The 19963-nt window shown below is 54.7% G+C and carries 16 protein-coding genes; 9 read left to right on the top strand and 7 right to left on the bottom strand.

Annotated features, from left to right (window positions below):
• A complete protein-coding gene (locus WA429_RS02790; RefSeq protein ID WP_287464329.1) occupies nt 1–2061 on the bottom strand; it encodes a protein meaA in 2061 nt (686 codons plus the stop codon).
• A 291-nt stretch (nt 2062–2352) separates the two neighbouring features.
• Here WA429_RS02790 and ccrA point away from each other — a divergent pair, with 291 nt between their 5' ends.
• The 3 genes from ccrA to WA429_RS02775 all read left to right on the top strand — a co-directional run bounded on the left by ccrA (nt 2353) and on the right by WA429_RS02775 (nt 7801).
• Nucleotides 2353–3633, top strand: coding sequence for a crotonyl-CoA carboxylase/reductase (gene ccrA / locus WA429_RS02785; RefSeq protein ID WP_287464330.1), 1281 nt, complete (start codon nt 2353–2355; stop codon nt 3631–3633).
• Between the two features lie 164 nt (nt 3634–3797).
• On the top strand, nt 3798–5465 hold the full coding sequence (locus WA429_RS02780; RefSeq protein WP_287464331.1) for an acyl-CoA dehydrogenase family protein: 1668 nt from the start codon (nt 3798–3800) through the stop codon (nt 5463–5465).
• A 236-nt stretch (nt 5466–5701) separates the two neighbouring features.
• Nucleotides 5702–7801 carry a methyl-accepting chemotaxis protein gene (locus WA429_RS02775; RefSeq protein WP_101245397.1) on the top strand — a complete coding sequence of 700 codons (2100 nt, stop codon included), beginning with the start codon at nt 5702–5704 and terminating at the stop codon, nt 7799–7801.
• 95 nt (nt 7802–7896) lie between these two features.
• Here WA429_RS02775 and WA429_RS02770 read toward each other — a convergent pair whose 3' ends face one another.
• The 6 genes from WA429_RS02770 to WA429_RS02745 form a co-directional block, all read right to left on the bottom strand.
• Nucleotides 7897–9063: an adenosylhomocysteinase gene (locus WA429_RS02770; protein ID WP_287464332.1), complete on the bottom strand. Its 1167-nt coding sequence runs from the start codon at nt 9061–9063 to the stop codon at nt 7897–7899.
• Nucleotides 9064–9191: 128 nt separating this feature from the next.
• Nucleotides 9192–9896 carry a glutathione S-transferase N-terminal domain-containing protein gene (locus WA429_RS02765; protein WP_114112840.1) on the bottom strand — a complete coding sequence of 235 codons (705 nt, stop codon included), beginning with the start codon at nt 9894–9896 and terminating at the stop codon, nt 9192–9194.
• Between the two features lie 236 nt (nt 9897–10132).
• Entirely contained in the window at nt 10133–10573 is a 441-nt protein-coding gene (gene cynS / locus WA429_RS02760) for a cyanase (RefSeq protein ID WP_287464333.1), read from the bottom strand.
• Nucleotides 10574–10610: 37 nt separating this feature from the next.
• Nucleotides 10611–11537, bottom strand: coding sequence for an ABC transporter ATP-binding protein (locus WA429_RS02755; protein ID WP_101245393.1), 927 nt, complete (start codon nt 11535–11537; stop codon nt 10611–10613).
• Between the two features lie 11 nt (nt 11538–11548).
• A complete protein-coding gene (gene ntrB, locus WA429_RS02750) occupies nt 11549–12379 on the bottom strand; it encodes a nitrate ABC transporter permease (protein WP_114112839.1) in 831 nt (276 codons plus the stop codon).
• Nucleotide 12380: 1 nt separating this feature from the next.
• Nucleotides 12381–13829 (bottom strand): CmpA/NrtA family ABC transporter substrate-binding protein, encoded by a 1449-nt coding sequence (locus tag WA429_RS02745; protein WP_287464334.1) that lies wholly within the window; start codon nt 13827–13829, stop codon nt 12381–12383.
• A gap of 215 nt (nt 13830–14044) precedes the next feature.
• On the opposite strand from WA429_RS02745, the gene WA429_RS02740 reads away from it, so the two are divergent.
• The 6 genes from WA429_RS02740 to WA429_RS02715 all read left to right on the top strand — a co-directional run bounded on the left by WA429_RS02740 (nt 14045) and on the right by WA429_RS02715 (nt 19890).
• Nucleotides 14045–16000, top strand: coding sequence for a sigma 54-interacting transcriptional regulator (locus WA429_RS02740; RefSeq protein ID WP_287464335.1), 1956 nt, complete (start codon nt 14045–14047; stop codon nt 15998–16000).
• A 169-nt stretch (nt 16001–16169) separates the two neighbouring features.
• Entirely contained in the window at nt 16170–16364 is a 195-nt protein-coding gene (locus WA429_RS02735; protein ID WP_114112836.1) for a twin transmembrane helix small protein, read from the top strand.
• A 54-nt stretch (nt 16365–16418) separates the two neighbouring features.
• Nucleotides 16419–16991, top strand: a complete 573-nt coding sequence (locus tag WA429_RS02730; protein ID WP_287464336.1) for a cob(I)yrinic acid a,c-diamide adenosyltransferase — start codon at nt 16419–16421, stop codon at nt 16989–16991.
• Between the two features lie 242 nt (nt 16992–17233).
• The gene (locus WA429_RS02725; RefSeq protein ID WP_101245387.1) at nt 17234–17983 is read left to right on the top strand and encodes an electron transfer flavoprotein subunit beta/FixA family protein; all 750 of its coding nucleotides are present in this window, start codon (nt 17234–17236) and stop codon (nt 17981–17983) included.
• A gap of 15 nt (nt 17984–17998) precedes the next feature.
• Complete coding sequence (locus tag WA429_RS02720) at nt 17999–18934, top strand: electron transfer flavoprotein subunit alpha/FixB family protein (protein WP_287464337.1); 936 nt, start codon at nt 17999–18001, stop codon at nt 18932–18934.
• Between the two features lie 68 nt (nt 18935–19002).
• The gene (locus WA429_RS02715; RefSeq protein WP_101245385.1) at nt 19003–19890 is read left to right on the top strand and encodes a 3-hydroxybutyryl-CoA dehydrogenase; all 888 of its coding nucleotides are present in this window, start codon (nt 19003–19005) and stop codon (nt 19888–19890) included.
• The last annotated feature ends 73 nt before the right edge of the window (nt 19891–19963 follow it).

Genomic DNA, 19963 nt, shown 5'->3' with positions numbered 1-19963 from the left:
CTAATACACCGTTGCGCTGCGCCCGGCATCATCATTTGGGTGCGTGCCCGTTGACGATGGGCGGTCCGACGACTTGCGATCAACAAGATCGACAATCTCCGAAATCACCCGGACCAGCTGATAATCCTTGGGCGTATAGACGGCTGCCACCCCCATTTGCCGCAAAACAAGCATATCGGCCTCGGGGATGATCCCGCCGACCACGACGGGGATGTGACCGGCCCCTTCTGCGCGCAAGCCATTGACCACTTCGCGCACCAATGGCACATGCGACCCCGACAGGATCGAAAGCCCGATTACATGGGCTCCTTCGTCAATCGCATTGCGAACCAGTGCATCGGGTGTCCAGCGAATACCCTCGTAAAGAACTTCGATACCGGCGTCTCCGGCCTTGACCGCGATCTGTTCTGCACCGTTGGAATGACCATCCAGCCCCGGTTTCCCGACCAGCATTTTCATGCGTTCGCCAAGCCTGTCAGACACTTCATCAACCCGGTCACGAAGGGTCTGGATGTCCTGTGCATCGCCCGTGACAATCATCGACGTAATACCGGTTGGGGCACGATATTCGCCAAATACGTCGCGAAGCGTTTCCGACCATTCCCCGGTCGTTACACCGGCATGGGCACAGGCGATTGAACTTTCCATGATGTTGCGCCCTTCGCTGGCGGCGGATTTAAGGGCCTCAAGATTCTTGGCGACCGTCGCCTGATCACGGTCCGAGCGCCAAGCTTTGAGTTTTTCGATCTGCTCCTGCTCGGCCATGTCATCGACCGTCAGGATCGATTTTTCACCCGATGTCAGCGGCGATGGTTCGGTTTCGGTAAAGGCATTCACACCGATCACTTTGGTCAGTCCGCTTTCGATATCCGCCAAACGGCGGGCGTTGGAGCGCACCAGTTCCTGTTTCATGTACCCGCGATCAACAGCCGCAATCGCCCCCCCCATGGCATCGATCTTTGCCAGTTCCGCGCGCGCCCCTTCCTTAAGGGCACCGACCTTGCGCTCAACCGCCGGGTTGCCGTCAAACAGGTCCTCATATTCCAGAAGATCGGTTTCATAGGCCATGATCTGTTGCAGGCGCAGTGACCATTGCTGATCCCACGGGCGCGGGAGCCCAAGCGCCTCGTTCCAGGCGGGCAATTGCACCGCACGCGCACGCGCATTCTTGGAAAGCACCACGGCCAGCATTTCGATCAGGATGCGATAGACGTTGTTTTCCGGCTGCTGTTCGGTCAGGCCAAGCGAATTGACCTGCACCCCATACCGGAACCGGCGATATTTTGCATCTTCAATGCCATAGCGATCCTGCGTGATTTCATCCCAAAGTTCGCAGAATGCCCGCATCTTGCAGATCTCGGTCACAAAGCGAATACCGGCATTCACAAAGAATGAAATACGCCCGACAACCTTGGCAAAATCTTCTTCAGGGACCTGACCCGAATCGCGAACCGCATCAAGAACCGCAATCGCCGTTGCCAGTGCATAGGCCAATTCCTGTTCCGCCGTCGCCCCGGCTTCCTGCAGATGGTACGAACACACATTCATCGGATTCCATTTAGGCACCTCGCGATAGGTAAATGCCGCAACGTCGGTAATCAGTTTCAGGCTGGGTGCGGGCGGGAAGATATATGTCCCGCGTGACAGATATTCCTTGATGATGTCGTTTTGGGTCGTGCCCTGAAGGCTGTCGCGCGCTGTTCCCTGCTTTTCGGCAACCGCAATATAAAGTGACAAAAGCCAGGCCGCCGGGGCGTTGATCGTCATCGATGTATTCATCTGATCAAGCGGGATGCCGTCAAACAGCGTCATCATGTCCCCAAGGTGGGCGACCGGCACCCCGACCTTGCCCACTTCACCACGTGCCAGAATATGGTCCGAATCGTATCCGGTCTGGGTCGGCAAATCGAATGCGACGGAAAGCCCCGTCTGCCCCTTGGCCAGGTTTTGACGATACAGGGCATTGGAAGCCGAGGCCGAGCTATGCCCCGCATATGTCCGGATCAGCCAGGGCCGATCACGATCCTGCTTTGCTGCGCTGCGCTTATTTTCCATCGACATCACGACCTCTTGTATTTTTATTACCTTTTGGCTTTTCGATAATTACGCCTGAACGTTATTAAATTATATACTAGACATAACTTGGGTAATTATATAACAATTTGTGCAACGCGATAAAAGCGAAAACAAATATCGCCTCGGTTCATTCTGCATGCAAACCGCAGAAATCCGGGGAATGCCCAGGGAAAATAAAACAAATTCTGTGGCTTGGAGGTTTCGTCGACCGCAACGCAGCATAGGTAATTTTATTACCCTGCCATCCGGATCGACCCTGAAGAAGGAGTGAAGGCCATGAACACCACTGCTGAAGTGCTGCCTTTCCGTGGCGGTCAGGAAGAAAAAGATCTTTATGAAATCGGCGAAATCCCGCCGCTGGGTCATGTGCCCAAAAATATGTATGCATGGGCGATTCGCGAAGAACGCCACGGCGAACCCGATACCGCCATGCAATGTGAAGTTCTGCCGGTCACCCAGCCAGACAGCCACGAGGTCCTGGTTCTCGTGATGGCGGCGGGCGTCAATTACAACGGTATCTGGGCGTCCCTTGGTAAACCGATCTCGGTTTTCAATTCCCATGACTGCCCGTTCCATATTGCCGGGTCTGATGCGTCGGGCATTGTTTGGGCGGTCGGGTCAAAAGTTACCCGCTGGAAGGTCGGCGATGAAGTCGTCATCCACTGCAATCAGGATGATGGCGACGACGAAGAATGTAACGGCGGCGACCCGATGCTGTCCCCGACCCAGCGCATCTGGGGCTATGAAACCCCGGATGGGTCATTCGCACAGTTCACCTGTGTCCAGGCACAGCAATTGATGCCGCGCCCCAAACATCTGACCTGGGAAGAAAGTGCGTGCTACACGCTCACCCTTGCCACCGCATACCGCATGTTGTTCGGGCATCGCCCGCATATCCTGCGTCCGGGGCATAATGTTCTGGTCTGGGGGGCGTCCGGGGGGCTTGGTTCCATGGCGATCCAGTTGATCACCACCGCCGGGGCCAATGCGATCGGGGTGATTTCAGACGAAGCAAAGCGCGACTTTGTCCTTGGACTTGGGGCCAAGGCCGTCATCAATCGCAAGGATTTCAATTGCTGGGGCCAGCTTCCCACGGTCAATGGTCCGGAATTTGGCGACTATATGAAAGAAGTCCGCAAATTCGGCAAAGCGATCTGGGAAATCACCGGCAAGGGCAATGACGTTGATATCGTCTTTGAACATCCGGGCGAACAAACCTTCCCGGTATCATGCAACGTGGTCAAACGTGGCGGCATGGTCGTGTTCTGTGCCGGGACAACCGGGTTTAACCTGACCTTTGATGCGCGCTTTGTCTGGATGCGCCAGAAACGCATTCAGGGCAGCCACTTTGCCAACCTGAAACAGGCGGCACAGGCTAACAAACTGGTGATCGAGCGCCGCCTTGATCCCAGCATGTCCGAAGTTTTCAGTTGGGAAGATATTCCGCGCGCACATATGAAAATGATGCGCAACGAACATAAACCGGGGAACATGGCGGTTCTGGTTCAGGCCAAGCGGCCGGGCATGCGCACCCTTGAAGAAGCAGTCGAAGGTTAATCCCACATCGGGGCGCAGCCGTCCCGGCCTTTGACTGATTGCTGGCACCCCAAGCGCGTTCTCGCCCGATCCGCGTGCGGGGTGCCACCACCCTTTTCGACCAAGATATCCGTTTTCGACCAGTGCAATCGCCCCACACGATTGCCGGGCAAAGGACCAAGCCAATGACTGATACCGCCCTGCTTCCTGATCTTGACCAGCTTTGCGACGATGCACTGGCTGCACTGGCATCGCTTTATGATGCCACCGAAAATGCCATTCGCGCCCGGGTCACCATTGATGGCCGTATTGATGCCAATGCCTTTGACGAACATCAGTTTGCCGCCCATGGCTTTGCCTGGTTCACGACCTATGTCACCGCCCTTCAACAGATGAAGGCATGGTCGGACAAGCTGGTCACACAGGGCAAACGCGGGCATCTTGAAACCCTGATCCTGCAAGTCGCCTTTGGCGAATATCTTGCCCAGATCAAGGGCGGCATTCCTATGTCGCAGGGCGAAATCATTCGTCTGACCACACTGGGTGTTTCCGAAACCGATATTCAGACCTTCTGTTCAAGTCGCGCGGTTTCTGTTCTGTCAGCCCATGGTAATTCTGACGCTGCGCGCCGCGCCATTGCCACTGAAATCGAAGACAGTCTTGATACCGGTCGCTTTGGCGAAACCGGCCTGGAAGACGAAACACTGGATCTTGTCCGCGACCAATTCCGGCGGTTTGTCGAAGAAAAAGTAACGCCCCATGCCCATGGCTGGCATGAACGCGACGAGTTGATCCCGATTGAAATTGTGACTGAAATGTCGGAGCTCGGCGTTTTCGGCCTGACCATCCCCGAAGAATTCGGCGGACTTGGCATGGGCAAAACCGCGATGTGTGTCGTGACCGAAGAACTGTCGCGCGGCTATATCGGGGTGGGATCGCTTGGTACCCGTTCCGAAATTGCTGCGGAACTGATCCGCCTTGGCGGCACGGATGCACAAAAGGAACATTACCTGCCCAAACTGGCATCGGGTGAAATCCTGCCAACGGCGGTCTTTACCGAACCCAATAACGGCTCCGACCTTGCCCATCTGCGTACCCGCGCGATCAAGGATGGCGACACCTATAAGGTGACCGGGAACAAGACATGGATCACCCATGCGGCACGGTCCGATCTGATGACGCTTTTGACGCGCACCAACCATGATGAGGCCGGTTATCGCGGGTTGTCGATGCTTCTGGCCGAAAAGCCGCGCGGCACCGATGACGACCCGTTCCCCGCCAACGGCATGTCTGGCGGTGAGATCGAGGTTCTTGGCTATCGCGGCATGAAGGAATACGAGCTGTCCTTTGACGGGTTTGAAGTCCCGACCGCCAACCTTCTGGGCGGTGAAGAAGGCCAGGGCTTCAAGCAACTTATGGCAACCTTTGAGTCGGCCCGCATTCAAACAGCTGCACGTGCAGTCGGCGTTGCCCAGAACGCGCTTGAGATCGGCATGCGCTACGCCAAAGATCGCGTCCAGTTTTCCAAACCGCTTTTCAGCTTCCCTCGGGTGTACGGCAAAGTTGCATGGATGGTTGTTGAAACCATGATTGCCCGCCAGCTCACCTATTTCTCGGCACTTGAAAAAGATCAGGATATCCGCTGCGACATTGAAGCAGGCATGGCGAAGCTTCTGGGGGCACGGGTTGCCTGGTCAAATGCTGATAACGCGCTTCAGATTCATGGCGGCAATGGCTATGCGCTGGAATATCAGATCAGTCGCGTGCTTTGCGATGCCCGTATCCTCAACATTTTTGAAGGTGCCGCCGAAATTCAGGCGCAAGTTGTGACCCGCGGATTGTTGGGTCGATAACCGGCTAACAGATTGAAAGCCGAACCTTATTTTCATTGCGAACCGTGGCCCCTGTGATCAACGAGGGCAAACTTGGCCCGTCAACCTTGACGGGCCGCTTTTCTATATCAACCTAAAGTATGATATATTTACCACTTACCTGTGGTGATAGACTGAAATTAAGCAAACACAGAAGCCTAAAAATCTGTGCAAAACAGGCCCAATTGCCTTTTAGGGAAAAGGGGAGAGACGTTTCAATGAATTACGCCTCTGCAATGCCGGAAACCACAATCTATGCGCGAACAGGTGAAGCCAAGGACCTGTTCGATCAGCATGCTGATCAGATCGCAGAAGGCCTGGTGACCGAACTGCTTGGATCAGGACAAAGCAGCGTCGACAGGAATGCGCCGCAGACGCTTGTCTCGGGTCTTGCCCAGCAGTTTCGGGCAATGGCATCTGCCGGTTCTGCTGATGCTTTCAATCAGTGTTTTGCCAAACATGTTTTGGCAGAAGCCACCGCCAATCTGACACCCGATGCCATCGTGCTTGCCTATTACAAGTCGGCAGCAAATTGCGTCACGCTGGCGTCGCGGACCAAGGGCATTCGACCGTCGCCCGCCCTTAATGATGCGGCACGGTGTGTTCTGATGGCTGATATGGCCTGTCTTATGGCTGATCAGCAAAAACAGATCGCCCAGCATCGCGCATCGTCGGAAATCCAGTCGATGTCCGAGATCATCGAACGTGAAACCGACAACATCATTTCCGAAGTCGGCTTTCAGGCCGGGCGCACCAACGATGTGGCGCAAACCATGGAAAGTGATGCCGGTGAATTGTCGCAACTGGTCGAACGCATTACCGCCACCACGGAAGTCGCCAGCAGCAACGTTGCCACGGTCGCATCCGCGACCGAGGAATTGCAGGCATCCAGCCATGGCATTGCCGACCGCATCCACAAAACAAACGATATTGCCGGACAGGCCGTTATCCGTGCCCAGGAAACATCCCAGACGATGAACAGCCTGTCGGAAACCGCCAGTGAAATCGGCAAGGTTGTCGATATCGTCAAACGCATTTCCGATCAGACGAAAATGCTGGCACTGAACGCCACGATCGAGGCCGCCCGTGCCGGGGATGCCGGCAAAGGATTTGCTGTGGTCGCCAACGAGGTCAAAAACCTTGCGACACAGACCGAAAAGGCAATCCTTGATATCAATTCCCAGATCACAGCCATTCAGGGGGCAACATCAGAAGCCGTCACCGCAATCGAAGGAATCGGTGGCGCGATTGATGAAGTCAGCCAGCTTTCAGCGGATATTTCGGCATCGGTCGAACAGCAGACCGCCGCGATCGCCGAAATTTCAACTAGCGCACAGGAAGTATCAACCCATATGCGGGGCATTTCCGGTGATATCGAACTGGCCAGCGTGAAATCACAAAACGCCAGCGAAACCGCCGAGAATCTGCGCATTCTGGCTTCCAATATTCGCAAAGACATCAATGAAATGGAAAGCCGGTTCCGTACCGTACTTCGCAGTACCGAAAGCGCAAACCGGCGTCACGAAGAACGCGTCCCGATCGCGGTCGATCTTTCTTTCGATTTCGGAAATGGTGACGTCCGCAATGGCGTTACCGCCGATATGTCACTGGCCGGGTTGCTTGCGCGCATTGATGCCAGTGACAAGGACCGCAACAAGCACGTCACGATCACCATGGTGGATGGCACGGTTCTGCATGGCGTGATCAAGGCCGTTTCGGCACTTGGAACCCATGTTCAGTTTACCGAAGTCGACGACAAGGCCAACCAGGTCATTCTCAATCACCTCAAGAAAACCCACGATCACGACAGCAAGATCGCCGAACTTGGCAAACAACTGTCACAAGATCTGGCCAAGGTGCTTGAGAACGGCCTTCGCAACAATGAAATCAAACACGAAGACCTGTTCAATCCGCGCTATGAACTGATCGAAGGCAGTGACCCCAAACAGTTCATGACGCCCTATATCCCGTTCACGGATCGGCATTTCACCCCGCTTCAGGAAGCTATTCTTGAAAAGGACAAGCATATCGTGTTCGCCGCCGGTGTGGATATTAACGGCTATCTTCCGACCCATAACAAGATCTATAGCCAGCCGCAGCGCCCGGGCGAAGCCGCCTGGAACATGGGCAATTGCCGTAACCGGCGGATCTTTGATGACCGGGCCGGGCTGGTGGCCGCGCGCAACACCAAACCGCACCTGTTGCAGACCTATTTCCGCGACATGGGCGACAGTGTGGTCTTTATGAAGGAATGCGACGTCCCGATCATCGTGAATGGCGAACAGTGGGGCAACCTGCGTATCGGGTACCGCGCCTGACCCTTTGGACCGAGCAAACTATAAAAAAGCCCCCGACCATTTTTGGCCGGGGGCTTTAATGTTAGCGCTAACATCCTTGCAAGGGCGTGCCGCCGTCAACTGTGCGAATGCAGGATCGCCTCGGCGATTTCGCGTTCGATCTCGGCCGGGTAATCATAAAATCCCGGTTTGAACGCATTGGCCCCGCCCGATGCCAACCAGTCAATTCCGCGGATCAGAATTGCGGAAAACGGATCGAACAGATCCTTGCCCGAACCACCCATGCCCGGTGCCAGGTTCAAAAGACTGCCACGGTTGAGCAAATAGACTTCGCGGCTGTTATCGAATTCGAATTTTTCGATATAGCGGCGCATTTTGGTGCGCTTCTGGGTATCGAGCCATGCCACATCGATCTCGGTATTGGAATGACCGACATTAACCAGAATGGCACCGCGGCGGGCCTGCTTGATCTGCTTTTCACCCAGAATGCCCGAAAGACCGGTTGCGGTCACAATAATCGCGCATTCCTTGATGCCGTCTTCAAGGCTGACGACACGGCATCCGTGATGCTGGGCTTCAAGGGCGCGCACCGGATCGCATTCGGCAACCGAGACCACCGCACCAAGATTGCGCGCACGTTCGGCAACACCGCGCCCCACCGGCCCAAACCCGATCACCAGAACCGAACGACCATAAAGCGCCAACCCGGTTACATTGGAAAAGACCGGCCACATTTCCTGTGCCACGTGATGGCGGTTATGCAGGCGATCCTTGATCGCGATGTCGTTCCAGTTAAAGACCGGGAATGAATAATCAAGCTTTTCAACGCGGTGAACACCCGTCGTCGTGGCTTCAAGCGCACCATCGACCTTATGGCCCTTTTTGACAAAAGCCTCGATCAGCTCCCCACCCATGTCAGCGACAATATCAGCCGGCTCGGACGACAGGATATCGATGCTTTTGGCATATTCTTCGGGTGTCATGCCCGAAAAGGCATGAACCTCAACCCCGTTTGCCGCCAGATAGGCCGCCGCAACATCATCGGTACTGTCGGGGTTGCACGCCCCGACCTTGACCTTCGCACCCGCCTTCACAAACGGCAACAGGGTCGGAATGGTGTCTTCAAGCACGTGCTGGAAACTGACAATCGTTTTGTCGCGCAAATCGCGCTTGGCGACATAGTTTCCGTATTTCGCCGTTACCGGACAGATGACTTCGCGCCATGCAAGCGTTTCGTCATTGATCTGGGCGGCAAGTGCTGCGTCCTTGATGCGGCTGGTCATTAATCAATCTCTTGGGTTCAGTGGTGGCGTAACGAATAGTATCGTCCCCTAATTAATGATAGCCAGACCGGATGGAAAGCATTTCTGACCATCCGGTCAATTTTGAGACTGCTCAGGCAACCCGGACCTTATGGCCGTGCCGGGATATCAAGACCGCGCTGAACAGCAGGACGCGCAAGACCACGTTCAAGCCATGCCGGTACGTTTTTGAGCGTGTCATAAGCCACCAGATCACCTGCCTCGTAAAATCCGATCAGATTGCGGACCCAGCCAAGGATTGCGATATCGGCAATGGTATATTCATCGCCCATGATCCAGTCACGCCCGTCAAGACGGGTTTCTAGAACACCCAAAAGCCGTTTGGATTCATTTACATAACGGGTCAGCGGGCGTTTATCTTCGATCTCTTTGCCGGCAAATTTGTGGAAAAAGCCAAGTTGCCCGAAAATCGGGCCCAGTCCGGCCATCTGGAAATAGACCCACTGGATGGTTTCCATCCGCCGTGCCGGATCAGCAGGCAACAGCTTTCCGGATTTTTCGGCAAGATATTGCAAGATCGCCCCGGATTCAAAAAGGCCGAACGGTTTTCCATCCGGGCCGTTCGGATCAAGAATGGCGGGGATTTTGCCATTCGGGTTCAGCGACAGAAATTCCGGGGTCCAGGTTTCATCTTCACCGATTTTGATGGTGTGGGCTTCATAGGGAAGACCGATTTCTTCGAGCATAATCGAAACCTTTACCCCGTTGGGGGTCGGGAATGAATAAAGCTGCAGAATATCGGGGTTCTTTGCCGGCCAGCGTTTGGTGATGTCGAATGCGGAAAGGTCAGCCATCTGAATTTGATCCTTGTTGTTTGGCCGATACGCAAAACCAAATCAGGCATTGCATACAGGCAATTACATATCTTCAGGATTTAGCAGATCGCATCCTTTTCGCCAGTAGCATCCGACAAGACTTTCACAACACCCATACGGAGCAGGCCCGAATGCACATGCAAACGGGCCTGACCGGACTGCGGCATTCGATGATAACCACATCGGCACCGCCAATTCCACACCGGAAGATATCCTTACCAGGCGCGGTATTTCAGGAATTTGCCATCAAGGGTGATCACGACACGGTCACCTTTCGGGTCTTCCTTGCGTTCGATATACATTTCGTAATCGATTGCACTCATGATGCCGTCGCCGAATTTCTCGTGGATGATTTCCTTGATGGTTTCGCCGTAAACACCAACGATTTCATACAGACGATAGATGGCTGGATCGGTCGGGACCGCCTGGTCCCAGATTTTCATCGGGCATTCCTGAATGACTGCCGATGCTTCGGGCGGCAGGTCAAACAGGGCAACCAGCATGTCGGCCTTGTCCTTTGGCGCCGAATTCATGCCAAAGCATACGGAAGTTGTCCAAACCGGGGACATACCGATCTTGCTTGCGATCTCTTCCCAACCGAGCCCTTTGACCTTTTTCGCTTCGAGAATGAGTTCTTTGACGTCAGCTTTTTTCATGGGTTTTCTCCACTTCTGATACAGCACGTTGTTTTGATTAATCGGCACGATTGACCGCACGCTTGCGCGTGCCGGACTTGCTGCCTGTTTCTGATGAGATTTCCGCCCCGGCATTTGCCCCGAACCTGACGACTTTTGGTGCGGAATTCGCATCATCGTCCTGTTTCCCGGCAAGTTCGCGCGACCGTGTGGCCAGGAACTCCACCAGGTGATTGCGGATGTCGTAATAGTCTGGATGATGGATGATATTGGCCCGTTCACGCGGTCGTTCGATTTCGACCTGAACGGACTCGGCAACCCGGGCATAGGGACCGTTGGTCATCAACAAAATGCGATCCGCAAGCAGGATGGCCTCATCAACATCATGGGTGATCATAAAGACCGTCTGGTCCGATCCCGACCAGATGCGGATCAACTCGTCCTGGATGCTGCCACGGGTCAGCGCATCAAGTGCGCCGAACGGCTCATCGAGCAAAAGCAGTTCCGGCTGAATGGCAAAGGCACGTGCAATCGATACACGCTGACGCATCCCGCCAGACAGTTGTGATGGCTTGCGCAATTCCGCCCCGCCCGCAAGGCCGACCATTTCGAGATATTTCATTGAATGATCGTGAACCTGCTTTTTGCTCCAGGATTTGTAGCGCGCCTGAACGGCAAAAGTGACGTTCTTGAGTGCGGACAACCATGGCAGCAGGGAATAGTTCTGAAACACGATCCCGCGATCCAGACTGGGCCCGGAAACTTCCTTGCCATTCATGATGACCGCGCCGTCGCTTGGTTCATCAAGACCCGCAAGAATGTTCAGGATGGTTGATTTGCCACAGCCGGAATGGCCGATGATGCAAACAAACTCGCCCTTCTCAATCCCGAGATTGACGTTTTCAAATACCGTCAGGCTTTCGCCACCCTTGGGGGCCTGAAAACGTTTGGTAAGGTTTTGAACACTCAGGAATGGTGTCGACATATCTGGTCTCCTTATTCCTGGTACTGCACAAGGCGTGCGCAATAGGCGAAGGCCGTATCAAGCAACATGCCGACAACCCCGATCATCAGGATCGAGAACACCACACTGGTCAGATCAAGGTTGTTCCATTCATTCCAGACGTAGTAGCCAATGCCGGTACCGCCCACGAGCATCTCGGCGGCGACAATCACCAGCCAGGCAATCCCGATGGAAATGCGCATTCCGGTCAGAATGGTTGGTGCCGCAGCGGGCAGGATGACGATCCATGCGGTTTTGAAAGGACCCAGTTCGTGGGTTCGCGCCACATTGACCCAGTCCTTGCGCACCCCGGCCACACCGAATGCCGTATTGATCAGCATCGGCCAGATCGAACAGATGAAGATGACAAAGATTGCTGATGCCTGACTGTCCTGAATGACAAACAGGGCCAAAGGCATCCACGCCAGCGGGGAAATGGGTCTTAGCACCTGAATAAACGGATCAAGCGCCTTATACATCAGAGGCGACATTCCGATCAGGAACCCGACCGGAATGGCCAGCGCCGCAGCAAGGAAATATCCCGAAAGAACCCGATAAAGCGAATAGCCGATCTGGATGCCAATCCCCTTGTCGTTGGGGCCAGCATCATAGAAAGGATTGCTAAGTTCTTCCCATGCCTTGCCGATCACTGCCGAGGGTGGCGGCACGGCCGCCTTGGGTTCGGCCCCACCCATCAGAAGTTCATATTCTGTCAGTTCGCCAGAAATGTTCTGTTTCGGGCTGGCGGCCTCCCAAAGGCCAAGGAAGACCGCCAATAGCACGAGTGACAAAACCAAAGCCCTGGCATTCAACGATGCCAGCATGTCAGCTTACCCCTTTGCCAATCGCAAAGCTGTTGACATAGGCTTCGGGCTGATCGGGATCAAAGGTTTTGCCCATGATGGTATAGGACTTGTAGGTCGACGTCGGGGCTTCATAGCCAAGGTCTTTCATCACCTTGGCACAATCGGTCGCGACATAGACTTCCTCGGCGATTTTCTTGTAATCGATATCGCCTTCGATATAGCCCCAGCGCTTCATCTGGGTCAGAATCCATACACCCATCGAATGCCATGGGAACGGATCGAAATCGATGCGATCAGGGACGTTTTTCACTTCGCCCAGACCATCGGCATAACGTCCGGTCAGGACCTGTTCAATGACCGGAACCGGCTGGTTCAGATAGTTGGCCGGGGCAATCGCCGCCGAAATTTCCTTGCGGTTTTCGGGCTTGGCCGCGTATTGGGTCGCATCGACAATGGATTTCAAAAGCGCGCCATAGGTATTTGGCAGTTCTTCGGAAAAGGCCTTGGAACAGGCAAATGCACAGCACGGATGGCCTTCCCAGATATCCTTGGTCAGGGTGTGCAGGAAACCGATTTTTTCCCATACCGCACGCTGGTTAAACGGATCGGGTGACAGATACCCGTCAAGGTTACCGGCACGCAGGTTTGCCACCATCTCGGGCGGCGGAACAACGCGGATCTGGATGTCCTTATCCGGGTCCAGACCATGTTCAGCGACATAATAACGCAGCAGGAAGTTGTGCATCGAATATTCGAACGGCACACCAAACTTGAAGCCTTTCCACTGTTTGGGGTCGCGCTTATCCAGATGGTCATTGTGCAGCACGATGGCCTGACCATTGATGTTTTCAACAGCCGGCATCAGGAACGGGGTCGCGGTTGAACCCGCCCCCATCGAAATCGCCAGCGGCATCGGGGTCAGCATGTGCGACGCGTCATATTCATTGTTCAGCGACTTGTCGCGGGCCACCGCCCAGCCCGCGGTTTTGATGACATCAACATCAAGACCGTATTTTTCATAGAAGCCCATTGGCTGCGCCATGATGATCGGCGTGGCACAGGTGATCGGCACAAAGCCGATATTAAGCTTGGATTTTTCCGGTGTCCCCAGATCATCAAGGATCGCTGCCTTGACCTTGTCGATTGGCAATACCGATGCCAATGCCGCCATCATGGTGCTGCCGCCAACCATCTTGGCAAAGGAACGACGCGAAATTTCGTTGTGGCAGAAAACCGAACGGACAATCGCGCTGTCGATGGCGCGATCAAGGATTTCTTCGCTGCTTTCCGGTGCCTTTGCTGCCATATCGCTATGAGCAGGCATCGACGCCAGATCGTGCTTTACACCATGATCATGATCCGCTTGGTGATGCCCGCCCATTGACGCGCACATATCACAACCGCACGATTTGCTGTGCCGCAGGTCGGAATCACCGCTAAATGGATCGCCCAGACTTTTAACTGACATTTGATCACCCCCTGTGTTGTTTCGCTGTCCAGACCAGAACAGCACCAGACATTCAGTCAGGATAAGAGCAACCGTCGTGCCAGTTTGCTGCAATGCGGAACTTTCGTTGAAAATGCTGGACTCAGGGGATGATGACAGGCAGTCTTCACATATACGAAAAATCGTAATTTACGATAATTCGTAACCATAATTACGAATTATCGTAGGAAATTCGTATGAACCATGACGTAAACCAATCTGTTTCAACGTCTTTGGAGCCGCTCCATCTGCAGGCTCTTTTGGCGCATACGCATCCGACAATTCTGGTTCACCCCAAAACCGACAGCATCGTGTTCGCCAATGAGGCGGCGGCAAAATTGCTGGGCCGCAGCATAGACGCCCTCATATCCCTGAAAATGAGCGCCCTGCACAAGGGACAGGTGCCAAGCCTTGTCGTGTTCAGCGAAGCCGCCCTTTATCACGGATTTGCCTGGACCCGCGGACTGGACCTGACCCGACCGGACGGCACCCAACTGAAACTTGAACATGAAGCCCGCGCCATCACGCTTGGCGATGAAGAATATCTTACGGTGACGATATCGGATCTTGATGCCCGCCACCGCCGGGATGTTGACTCCGAGGCCGACGATTACCTGCGCGAAGGTATTGCCGAATGGCGACGCGCCGAACGGTTCTTCCGCGAGATCGAACGCGAGAACCAGCTGATCCTGGGGGCGGCAGGCGAAGGCATTTACGGCGTGAATTCGGACGGGGTGACCACCTTTGTCAATCCGGCGGCCGAACGCATGCTGGGCTGGACTGCCGAGGAACTGGTGGGCAAGGAAATCCATTCGATCATTCACCATTCCCATGTTGATGGCGAACCCTATCACGCCGAACACTGCCCGATTTACAATGCATTCCGCGAGGGCATCGTAAGGCGGGTTGATGATGAAGTCTTCTGGCGCAGCGATGGCAAACCGATCCGCGTCGAATACACATCCACCCCCATTCGCGACCATGGTCTGGTCATCGGGGCGGTGATCGTGTTTCGCGACATTACCGAACGCAAAATCGCCGAAGAAAAACTGCACGCCGCCCTTGCCGAGGTCGACCGTCTTCGTGAACGGCTTGAACTTGAAAACGCCTATCTTCAGGAAGAAATCCTGTCGACCAACAATCACCATGAAATCATCGGGCAATCGGATGCCATTCAAGGCGCGCTCAAACAGATTGATCTGGTTGCACCGACTGACGCCAACGTTCTGATCACCGGGGAATCCGGCACCGGCAAGGAATTGATCGCGCGCGCCATCCATCAGGCCAGCACTCGATCTGATCGCGTTCTGGTGCGCGTGAATTGCGCGGCCATCCCCCATGAACTGTTTGAAAGCGAATTTTTCGGGCATGTGCGCGGGGCCTTTACCGGCGCCATTCGCGACCGTGTCGGACGCTTTGAACTGGCCGATGGCGGCACCCTGTTCCTGGATGAGGTTGGTGAAATCCCGCTGGAACTTCAGGGCAAGCTTTTGCGGGTTCTGCAAGATCAGAAGTTTGAGCGCATCGGCGAAGAACGCACACGCGAGGTCAATGTCCGCCTGATTGCCGCCACCAACCGCGACCTTAAGGAAGAAGTCCGTCAGGGGCGGTTTCGCGAGGACCTTTATTTCCGCCTCAATGTGTTTCCGATTGAATGTCGACCGCTTCGTGAACGGCCCGATGACATTCCGCCCCTGGCCGCGCATTTCCTGCGTAATATCTGCCAGCGCCTGAACATTGCCCAACCCACCCTGACCAAGGGACAGGTTCATGTTTTGCAAAATTATGGCTGGCCCGGAAATGCCCGCGAACTTGAAAACGTGATCGAACGCGCAGCCATCCTGGCCCATGACGGAAAATTGCATTTCGATCTTCCCGATTTCAGCACCCGGGACGGCAAAAAACCATCCCCCGCGTCCAAAGCCGATCGGGATACCCAGCCCGCCCGGACCATTTTGACGCGCGCTGAAATGCAACAGAGCGAATATGACAATATCACCCATGCCCTGAGACAGACGCAGGGCAAGGTTTTTGGCCCGGACGGGGCCGCGGCACTTCTTGATATCAAACCAACCACGCTGGCGTCCCGTATCAAGAAATTCAAAATCGATCGCCGTGACTTTGCCGCACCGGAAAATCAAAATGCCCGATAATGTCGAAAAGTTTCTATCCACCAGTTGCCTGCGGTCCCGGTTTGGCGCAGCATGACGCCGCCCGTAAGATGGCATCAATAAATTCGACCTGCGGCAAGTTCGGCTTGTTCCGATTGCGGCCCCTGTTTTCAGGTGACCATCAGCAGGCAACAGACAGGGAAGAAGACAGATGACCGCATTTCTTCAAATTGGCGTGCTGGTCGCGATGGCCGCCGTTGCCGGTGTTCTCGTGATGGGGATCATTTCAATGGCCCGCGGCAAGGATGCACGCAAATCCAACAAACTGATGCAGCTTCGCGTGCTGCTTCAGGCCGTCGCATTGTTGCTTTTGTTCATTCTGTCGATGATGGCACTTGGCAAATAGGCATCTGCGACCGTTTTCAATTTTTATGACATCTTGCGCATTAATGGACGACACATGGTTCAACTGACCCGCATCTACACGAAATCCGGCGACAAGGGCAAAACCGCCCTTGGCAACGGGACACGCGTCCCCAAAAATTCAGTCCGCGTCGAGGCCTATGGCACGGTTGATGAAACCAACGCATTCATCGGTGTCGCCCGGCTGCATGCGGATGGCGACATAGATGCGATGCTCGCCCGAATCCAGAATGATCTTTTTGATCTGGGTGCGGACCTTTGCACCCCGGGTGACGGATCGGATGACAATCCCGAACAGCCCGCCCTTCGCATCACCGCAACCCAGACCGAACGCCTTGAACAGGAAATCGATCAGATCAATGCCGACCTTGATCCGCTGAAATCCTTTGTCCTGCCGGGTGGCAGTGCGCTTTCGGCACAGCTTCATGTGGTCCGCACCGTATCACGCCGCGCCGAACGGCTTATTGTTGAACTGGCCGGGGTCGAGCCGATCAACCCGGAATGCGTTCGCTATATCAACCGGCTGTCGGACCATATGTTTGTTCTTGCCCGCCACGCAAATAACGGCGGCAAGGATGACATTTTGTGGCACCCCGGCCTGACACGCTGACGAAAATATTTGGACAAACCCCTGTCATTTGGCGGCTTTGTGCCGTATCAAGGTTGCGAAGGGCATCAAAAAATCAGTAAAGAAGTTATCGTTAACGTCAACCTCTTTACGTAAATTGACAACCTGCGTAGCACCCCCTATTGTGCATCGCGGGGAAAACAGTAACATGCGGGCCGCAGCGAACTGCCTCGGCAGGGAGCAGAAAGCCCATAGTTTCGACAACAAAAACGAACAGGTCTGTCATGAAGGTTCTTGTCGCCGTTAAGCGCGTTGTGGATTACAACGTCAAGATCCGAGTCAAACAGGACCAGTCTGGCGTTGAATTGAACAACGTCAAAATGTCCATGAACCCGTTTGACGAAATCGCCGTTGAAGAGGCTGTCCGCCTCAAGGAAGCAGGTACCGCGACCGAAGTGGTTGCCGTATCGCTCGGCGTTAAACAGTGCCAGGAGACCCTGCGCACCGCCCTTGCCATGGGTGCCGATCGCGGCATTCTGGTCGAAACCGAGGATGAGCTGCAACCGCTTGCCGTTGCAAAACTCCTGAAAGAAGTCGTCGCCAAGGAAAGCCCGGATCTTGTGATCCTCGGCAAGCAGGCGATTGACGATGACGCCAACCAGACTGGCCAGATGCTGGCTGCTTTGCTGGATTGGCCGCAGGGTACTTTCGCATCCAAAGTTGCCGTTGCTGACGGCAAACTTGACGTTACCCGTGAAGTTGATGGCGGTCTTGAAACCGTCAAGCTCGACCTTCCGGCAATCGTCACCACCGACCTGCGCCTCAATGAGCCGCGCTATGCGTCGCTGCCAAACATCATGAAAGCCAAGAAAAAGCCGCTCGATACCCTGAGCCCGGCCGATCTTGGTGTTGATACCGCGCCGCGCCTGAAAACCCTGAAAGTGACGGAACCGCCGGCACGTCAGGCAGGTGTCAAAGTTGCCGACGTCGCAGAGCTTGTCGACAAGCTCCGCAACGAAGCAAAAGTAATCTAAGCGGGGATCAATCAAATGAGCATTCTTGTTATTGCCGAACACGACAATACCGAACTGAAGGGCGGCACGCTTAACACCGTTGCAGCCGCACAGAAGATCGGTGGCGACATTGCCATCCTCGTTGCTGGTGAAAACTGCCGCGGCGTTGCCGAAGCAGCCGCAAAAGTTGCCGGTGTTTCCAAGGTACTGATCGCAGACAATGCCGCCTATGGCCACTTCCTGGCTGAAAACATGGCCGGTCTGGTTTGCGAACTTGCCGATGGCTACAGCCACATTCTGGTTCCGGCCTCGACTTCCGGTAAAAACTTCATGCCGCGCGTTGCGGCATTGAAAGACGTCGCGCAGATTTCCGACATCACCGATGTTGAAAGCGCCGATACCTTTGTCCGTCCGATCTATGCCGGTAACGCACTGGCAACCGTGCAGTCGGCAGACAGCCTGAAACTGATCACGGTTCGTACCACAGGCTTTGATCCGGTTGCTGCTGAAGGCGGATCTGCTGCCATCGAAGACGTTTCCGTTGTTTCCGATGCCGGCAAGTCCAGCTTCGTCGGCCAGGAACTGACCGAGTCGGAACGTCCGGAACTGACCGCGGCAAGCGTCGTCATTTCCGGTGGTCGCGGCATGGGATCGGCTGAAAACTTCCATCTGATCGAACCGATTGCCGACAAACTGAGCGCAGCCATTGGCGCATCACGCGCTGCGGTTGATGCCGGATATGCTCCGAACGACTGGCAGGTCGGTCAGACCGGCAAAGTTGTTGCACCGCAGCTATACATTGCTGTAGGCATTTCGGGTGCTATTCAGCACCTTGCCGGCATGAAGGACAGCAAGGTCATCGTTGCAATCAACAAGGACGAAGAAGCGCCGATCTTCTCGGTGGCGGATTACGGCCTTGTCGGTGACCTGTTCGAAGCCCTTCCCGCACTGGCGAGTGAACTCGACAAATAATCTGATCCCGATTAGGGTCAAAGCAATGCATACTGTTGTTTTGACCCTAGGGGACGAGTGGGGAACAAATGGCTTCGTTGGAAGATATCAAAACCATTGGCGTAATTGGCGCCGGTCAAATGGGCAATGGCATTGCCCATGTGATCGCACTTGCCGGTTACGACGTCCGAATTCTCGACATCTCGCAGGACGCCCTTGATAAGGCGCTTGGCCTGATGGACAAGAACATGGACCGTCAGGTCAAAAAAGAACTGATTACCGCAGCGCAAAAAGATTCCGCACTTGCGCGGGTCTCAACCGGAACGGAATACAGCTTCCTTTCGGACTGCGATCTGGTGATCGAAGCGGCAACCGAAAATGAAGAGATCAAGAAACAGATCTTCAAGGCGCTTTGCCCGGTTCTTGGCCCCGAAGCCATCATCGCAACCAACACTTCGTCGATCTCGGTGACGCGTCTGGCATCCTATACGGACCGCCCGGCGAAATTCATGGGCATGCACTTCATGAACCCGGTGCCGCTGATGAAGCTGGTGGAACTGATCCGCGGCATTGCCACGGATGAAACCACCTATCGCACCATTCATGAATTGACCAAGAAACTGGGCAAAGACACGGCAAGTGCCGAAGATTTCCCGGCTTTCATCGTCAACCGTATCCTTCTTCCGATGATCAACGAAGCGATCTACACGCTTTATGAAGGTGTGGGGAACGTCGAATCCATCGATACCGCAATGCGTCTGGGTGCAAACCACCCGATGGGTCCGCTGCAACTGGCAGACTTTATCGGTTTGGATACCTGTCTTTCGATCATGCATGTTCTGCATGATGGTCTGGCCGACACCAAGTATCGCCCGTGCCCGCTTCTGGTCAAATATGTCGAAGCAGGCTGGCTCGGCCGCAAGGTTGGCCGCGGTTTCTATGATTACAGCGGTGATGAGCCGGTCCCGACCCGCTAGGGACTGCTTTAAAACATTCGCATTTTCAAATTAAAGCCGCTGTTTTGTTCAGCGGCTTTTTTTGTTGCAATCG

It is taken from the genome of Thalassospira sp. CH_XMU1420-2, assembly GCF_037029325.1.
In the GTDB taxonomy this organism is placed as follows: Bacteria; Pseudomonadota; Alphaproteobacteria; order Rhodospirillales; family Thalassospiraceae; genus Thalassospira; species Thalassospira povalilytica.
This window is presented reverse-complemented; position numbering and strand designations above follow the sequence as displayed.

What these genes read in the sequence shown, in the direction of transcription:
- WA429_RS02790 (WP_287464329.1), bottom strand. Translation starts at nt 2,061, where the DNA reads ATGTCGATGGAAAATAAGCGCAGCGCAGCAAAGCAGGATCGTGATCGG.
- ccrA (WP_287464330.1), top strand. Translation starts at nt 2,353, where the DNA reads ATGAACACCACTGCTGAAGTGCTGCCTTTCCGTGGCGGTCAGGAAGAA.
- WA429_RS02780 (WP_287464331.1), top strand. Translation starts at nt 3,798, where the DNA reads ATGACTGATACCGCCCTGCTTCCTGATCTTGACCAGCTTTGCGACGAT.
- WA429_RS02775 (WP_101245397.1), top strand. Translation starts at nt 5,702, where the DNA reads ATGAATTACGCCTCTGCAATGCCGGAAACCACAATCTATGCGCGAACA.
- WA429_RS02770 (WP_287464332.1), bottom strand. Translation starts at nt 9,063, where the DNA reads ATGACCAGCCGCATCAAGGACGCAGCACTTGCCGCCCAGATCAATGAC.
- WA429_RS02765 (WP_114112840.1), bottom strand. Translation starts at nt 9,896, where the DNA reads ATGGCTGACCTTTCCGCATTCGACATCACCAAACGCTGGCCGGCAAAG.
- cynS (WP_287464333.1), bottom strand. Translation starts at nt 10,573, where the DNA reads ATGAAAAAAGCTGACGTCAAAGAACTCATTCTCGAAGCGAAAAAGGTC.
- WA429_RS02755 (WP_101245393.1), bottom strand. Translation starts at nt 11,537, where the DNA reads ATGTCGACACCATTCCTGAGTGTTCAAAACCTTACCAAACGTTTTCAG.
- ntrB (WP_114112839.1), bottom strand. Translation starts at nt 12,379, where the DNA reads ATGCTGGCATCGTTGAATGCCAGGGCTTTGGTTTTGTCACTCGTGCTA.
- WA429_RS02745 (WP_287464334.1), bottom strand. Translation starts at nt 13,829, where the DNA reads ATGTCAGTTAAAAGTCTGGGCGATCCATTTAGCGGTGATTCCGACCTG.
- WA429_RS02740 (WP_287464335.1), top strand. Translation starts at nt 14,045, where the DNA reads ATGAACCATGACGTAAACCAATCTGTTTCAACGTCTTTGGAGCCGCTC.
- WA429_RS02735 (WP_114112836.1), top strand. Translation starts at nt 16,170, where the DNA reads ATGACCGCATTTCTTCAAATTGGCGTGCTGGTCGCGATGGCCGCCGTT.
- WA429_RS02730 (WP_287464336.1), top strand. Translation starts at nt 16,419, where the DNA reads ATGGTTCAACTGACCCGCATCTACACGAAATCCGGCGACAAGGGCAAA.
- WA429_RS02725 (WP_101245387.1), top strand. Translation starts at nt 17,234, where the DNA reads ATGAAGGTTCTTGTCGCCGTTAAGCGCGTTGTGGATTACAACGTCAAG.
- WA429_RS02720 (WP_287464337.1), top strand. Translation starts at nt 17,999, where the DNA reads ATGAGCATTCTTGTTATTGCCGAACACGACAATACCGAACTGAAGGGC.
- WA429_RS02715 (WP_101245385.1), top strand. Translation starts at nt 19,003, where the DNA reads ATGGCTTCGTTGGAAGATATCAAAACCATTGGCGTAATTGGCGCCGGT.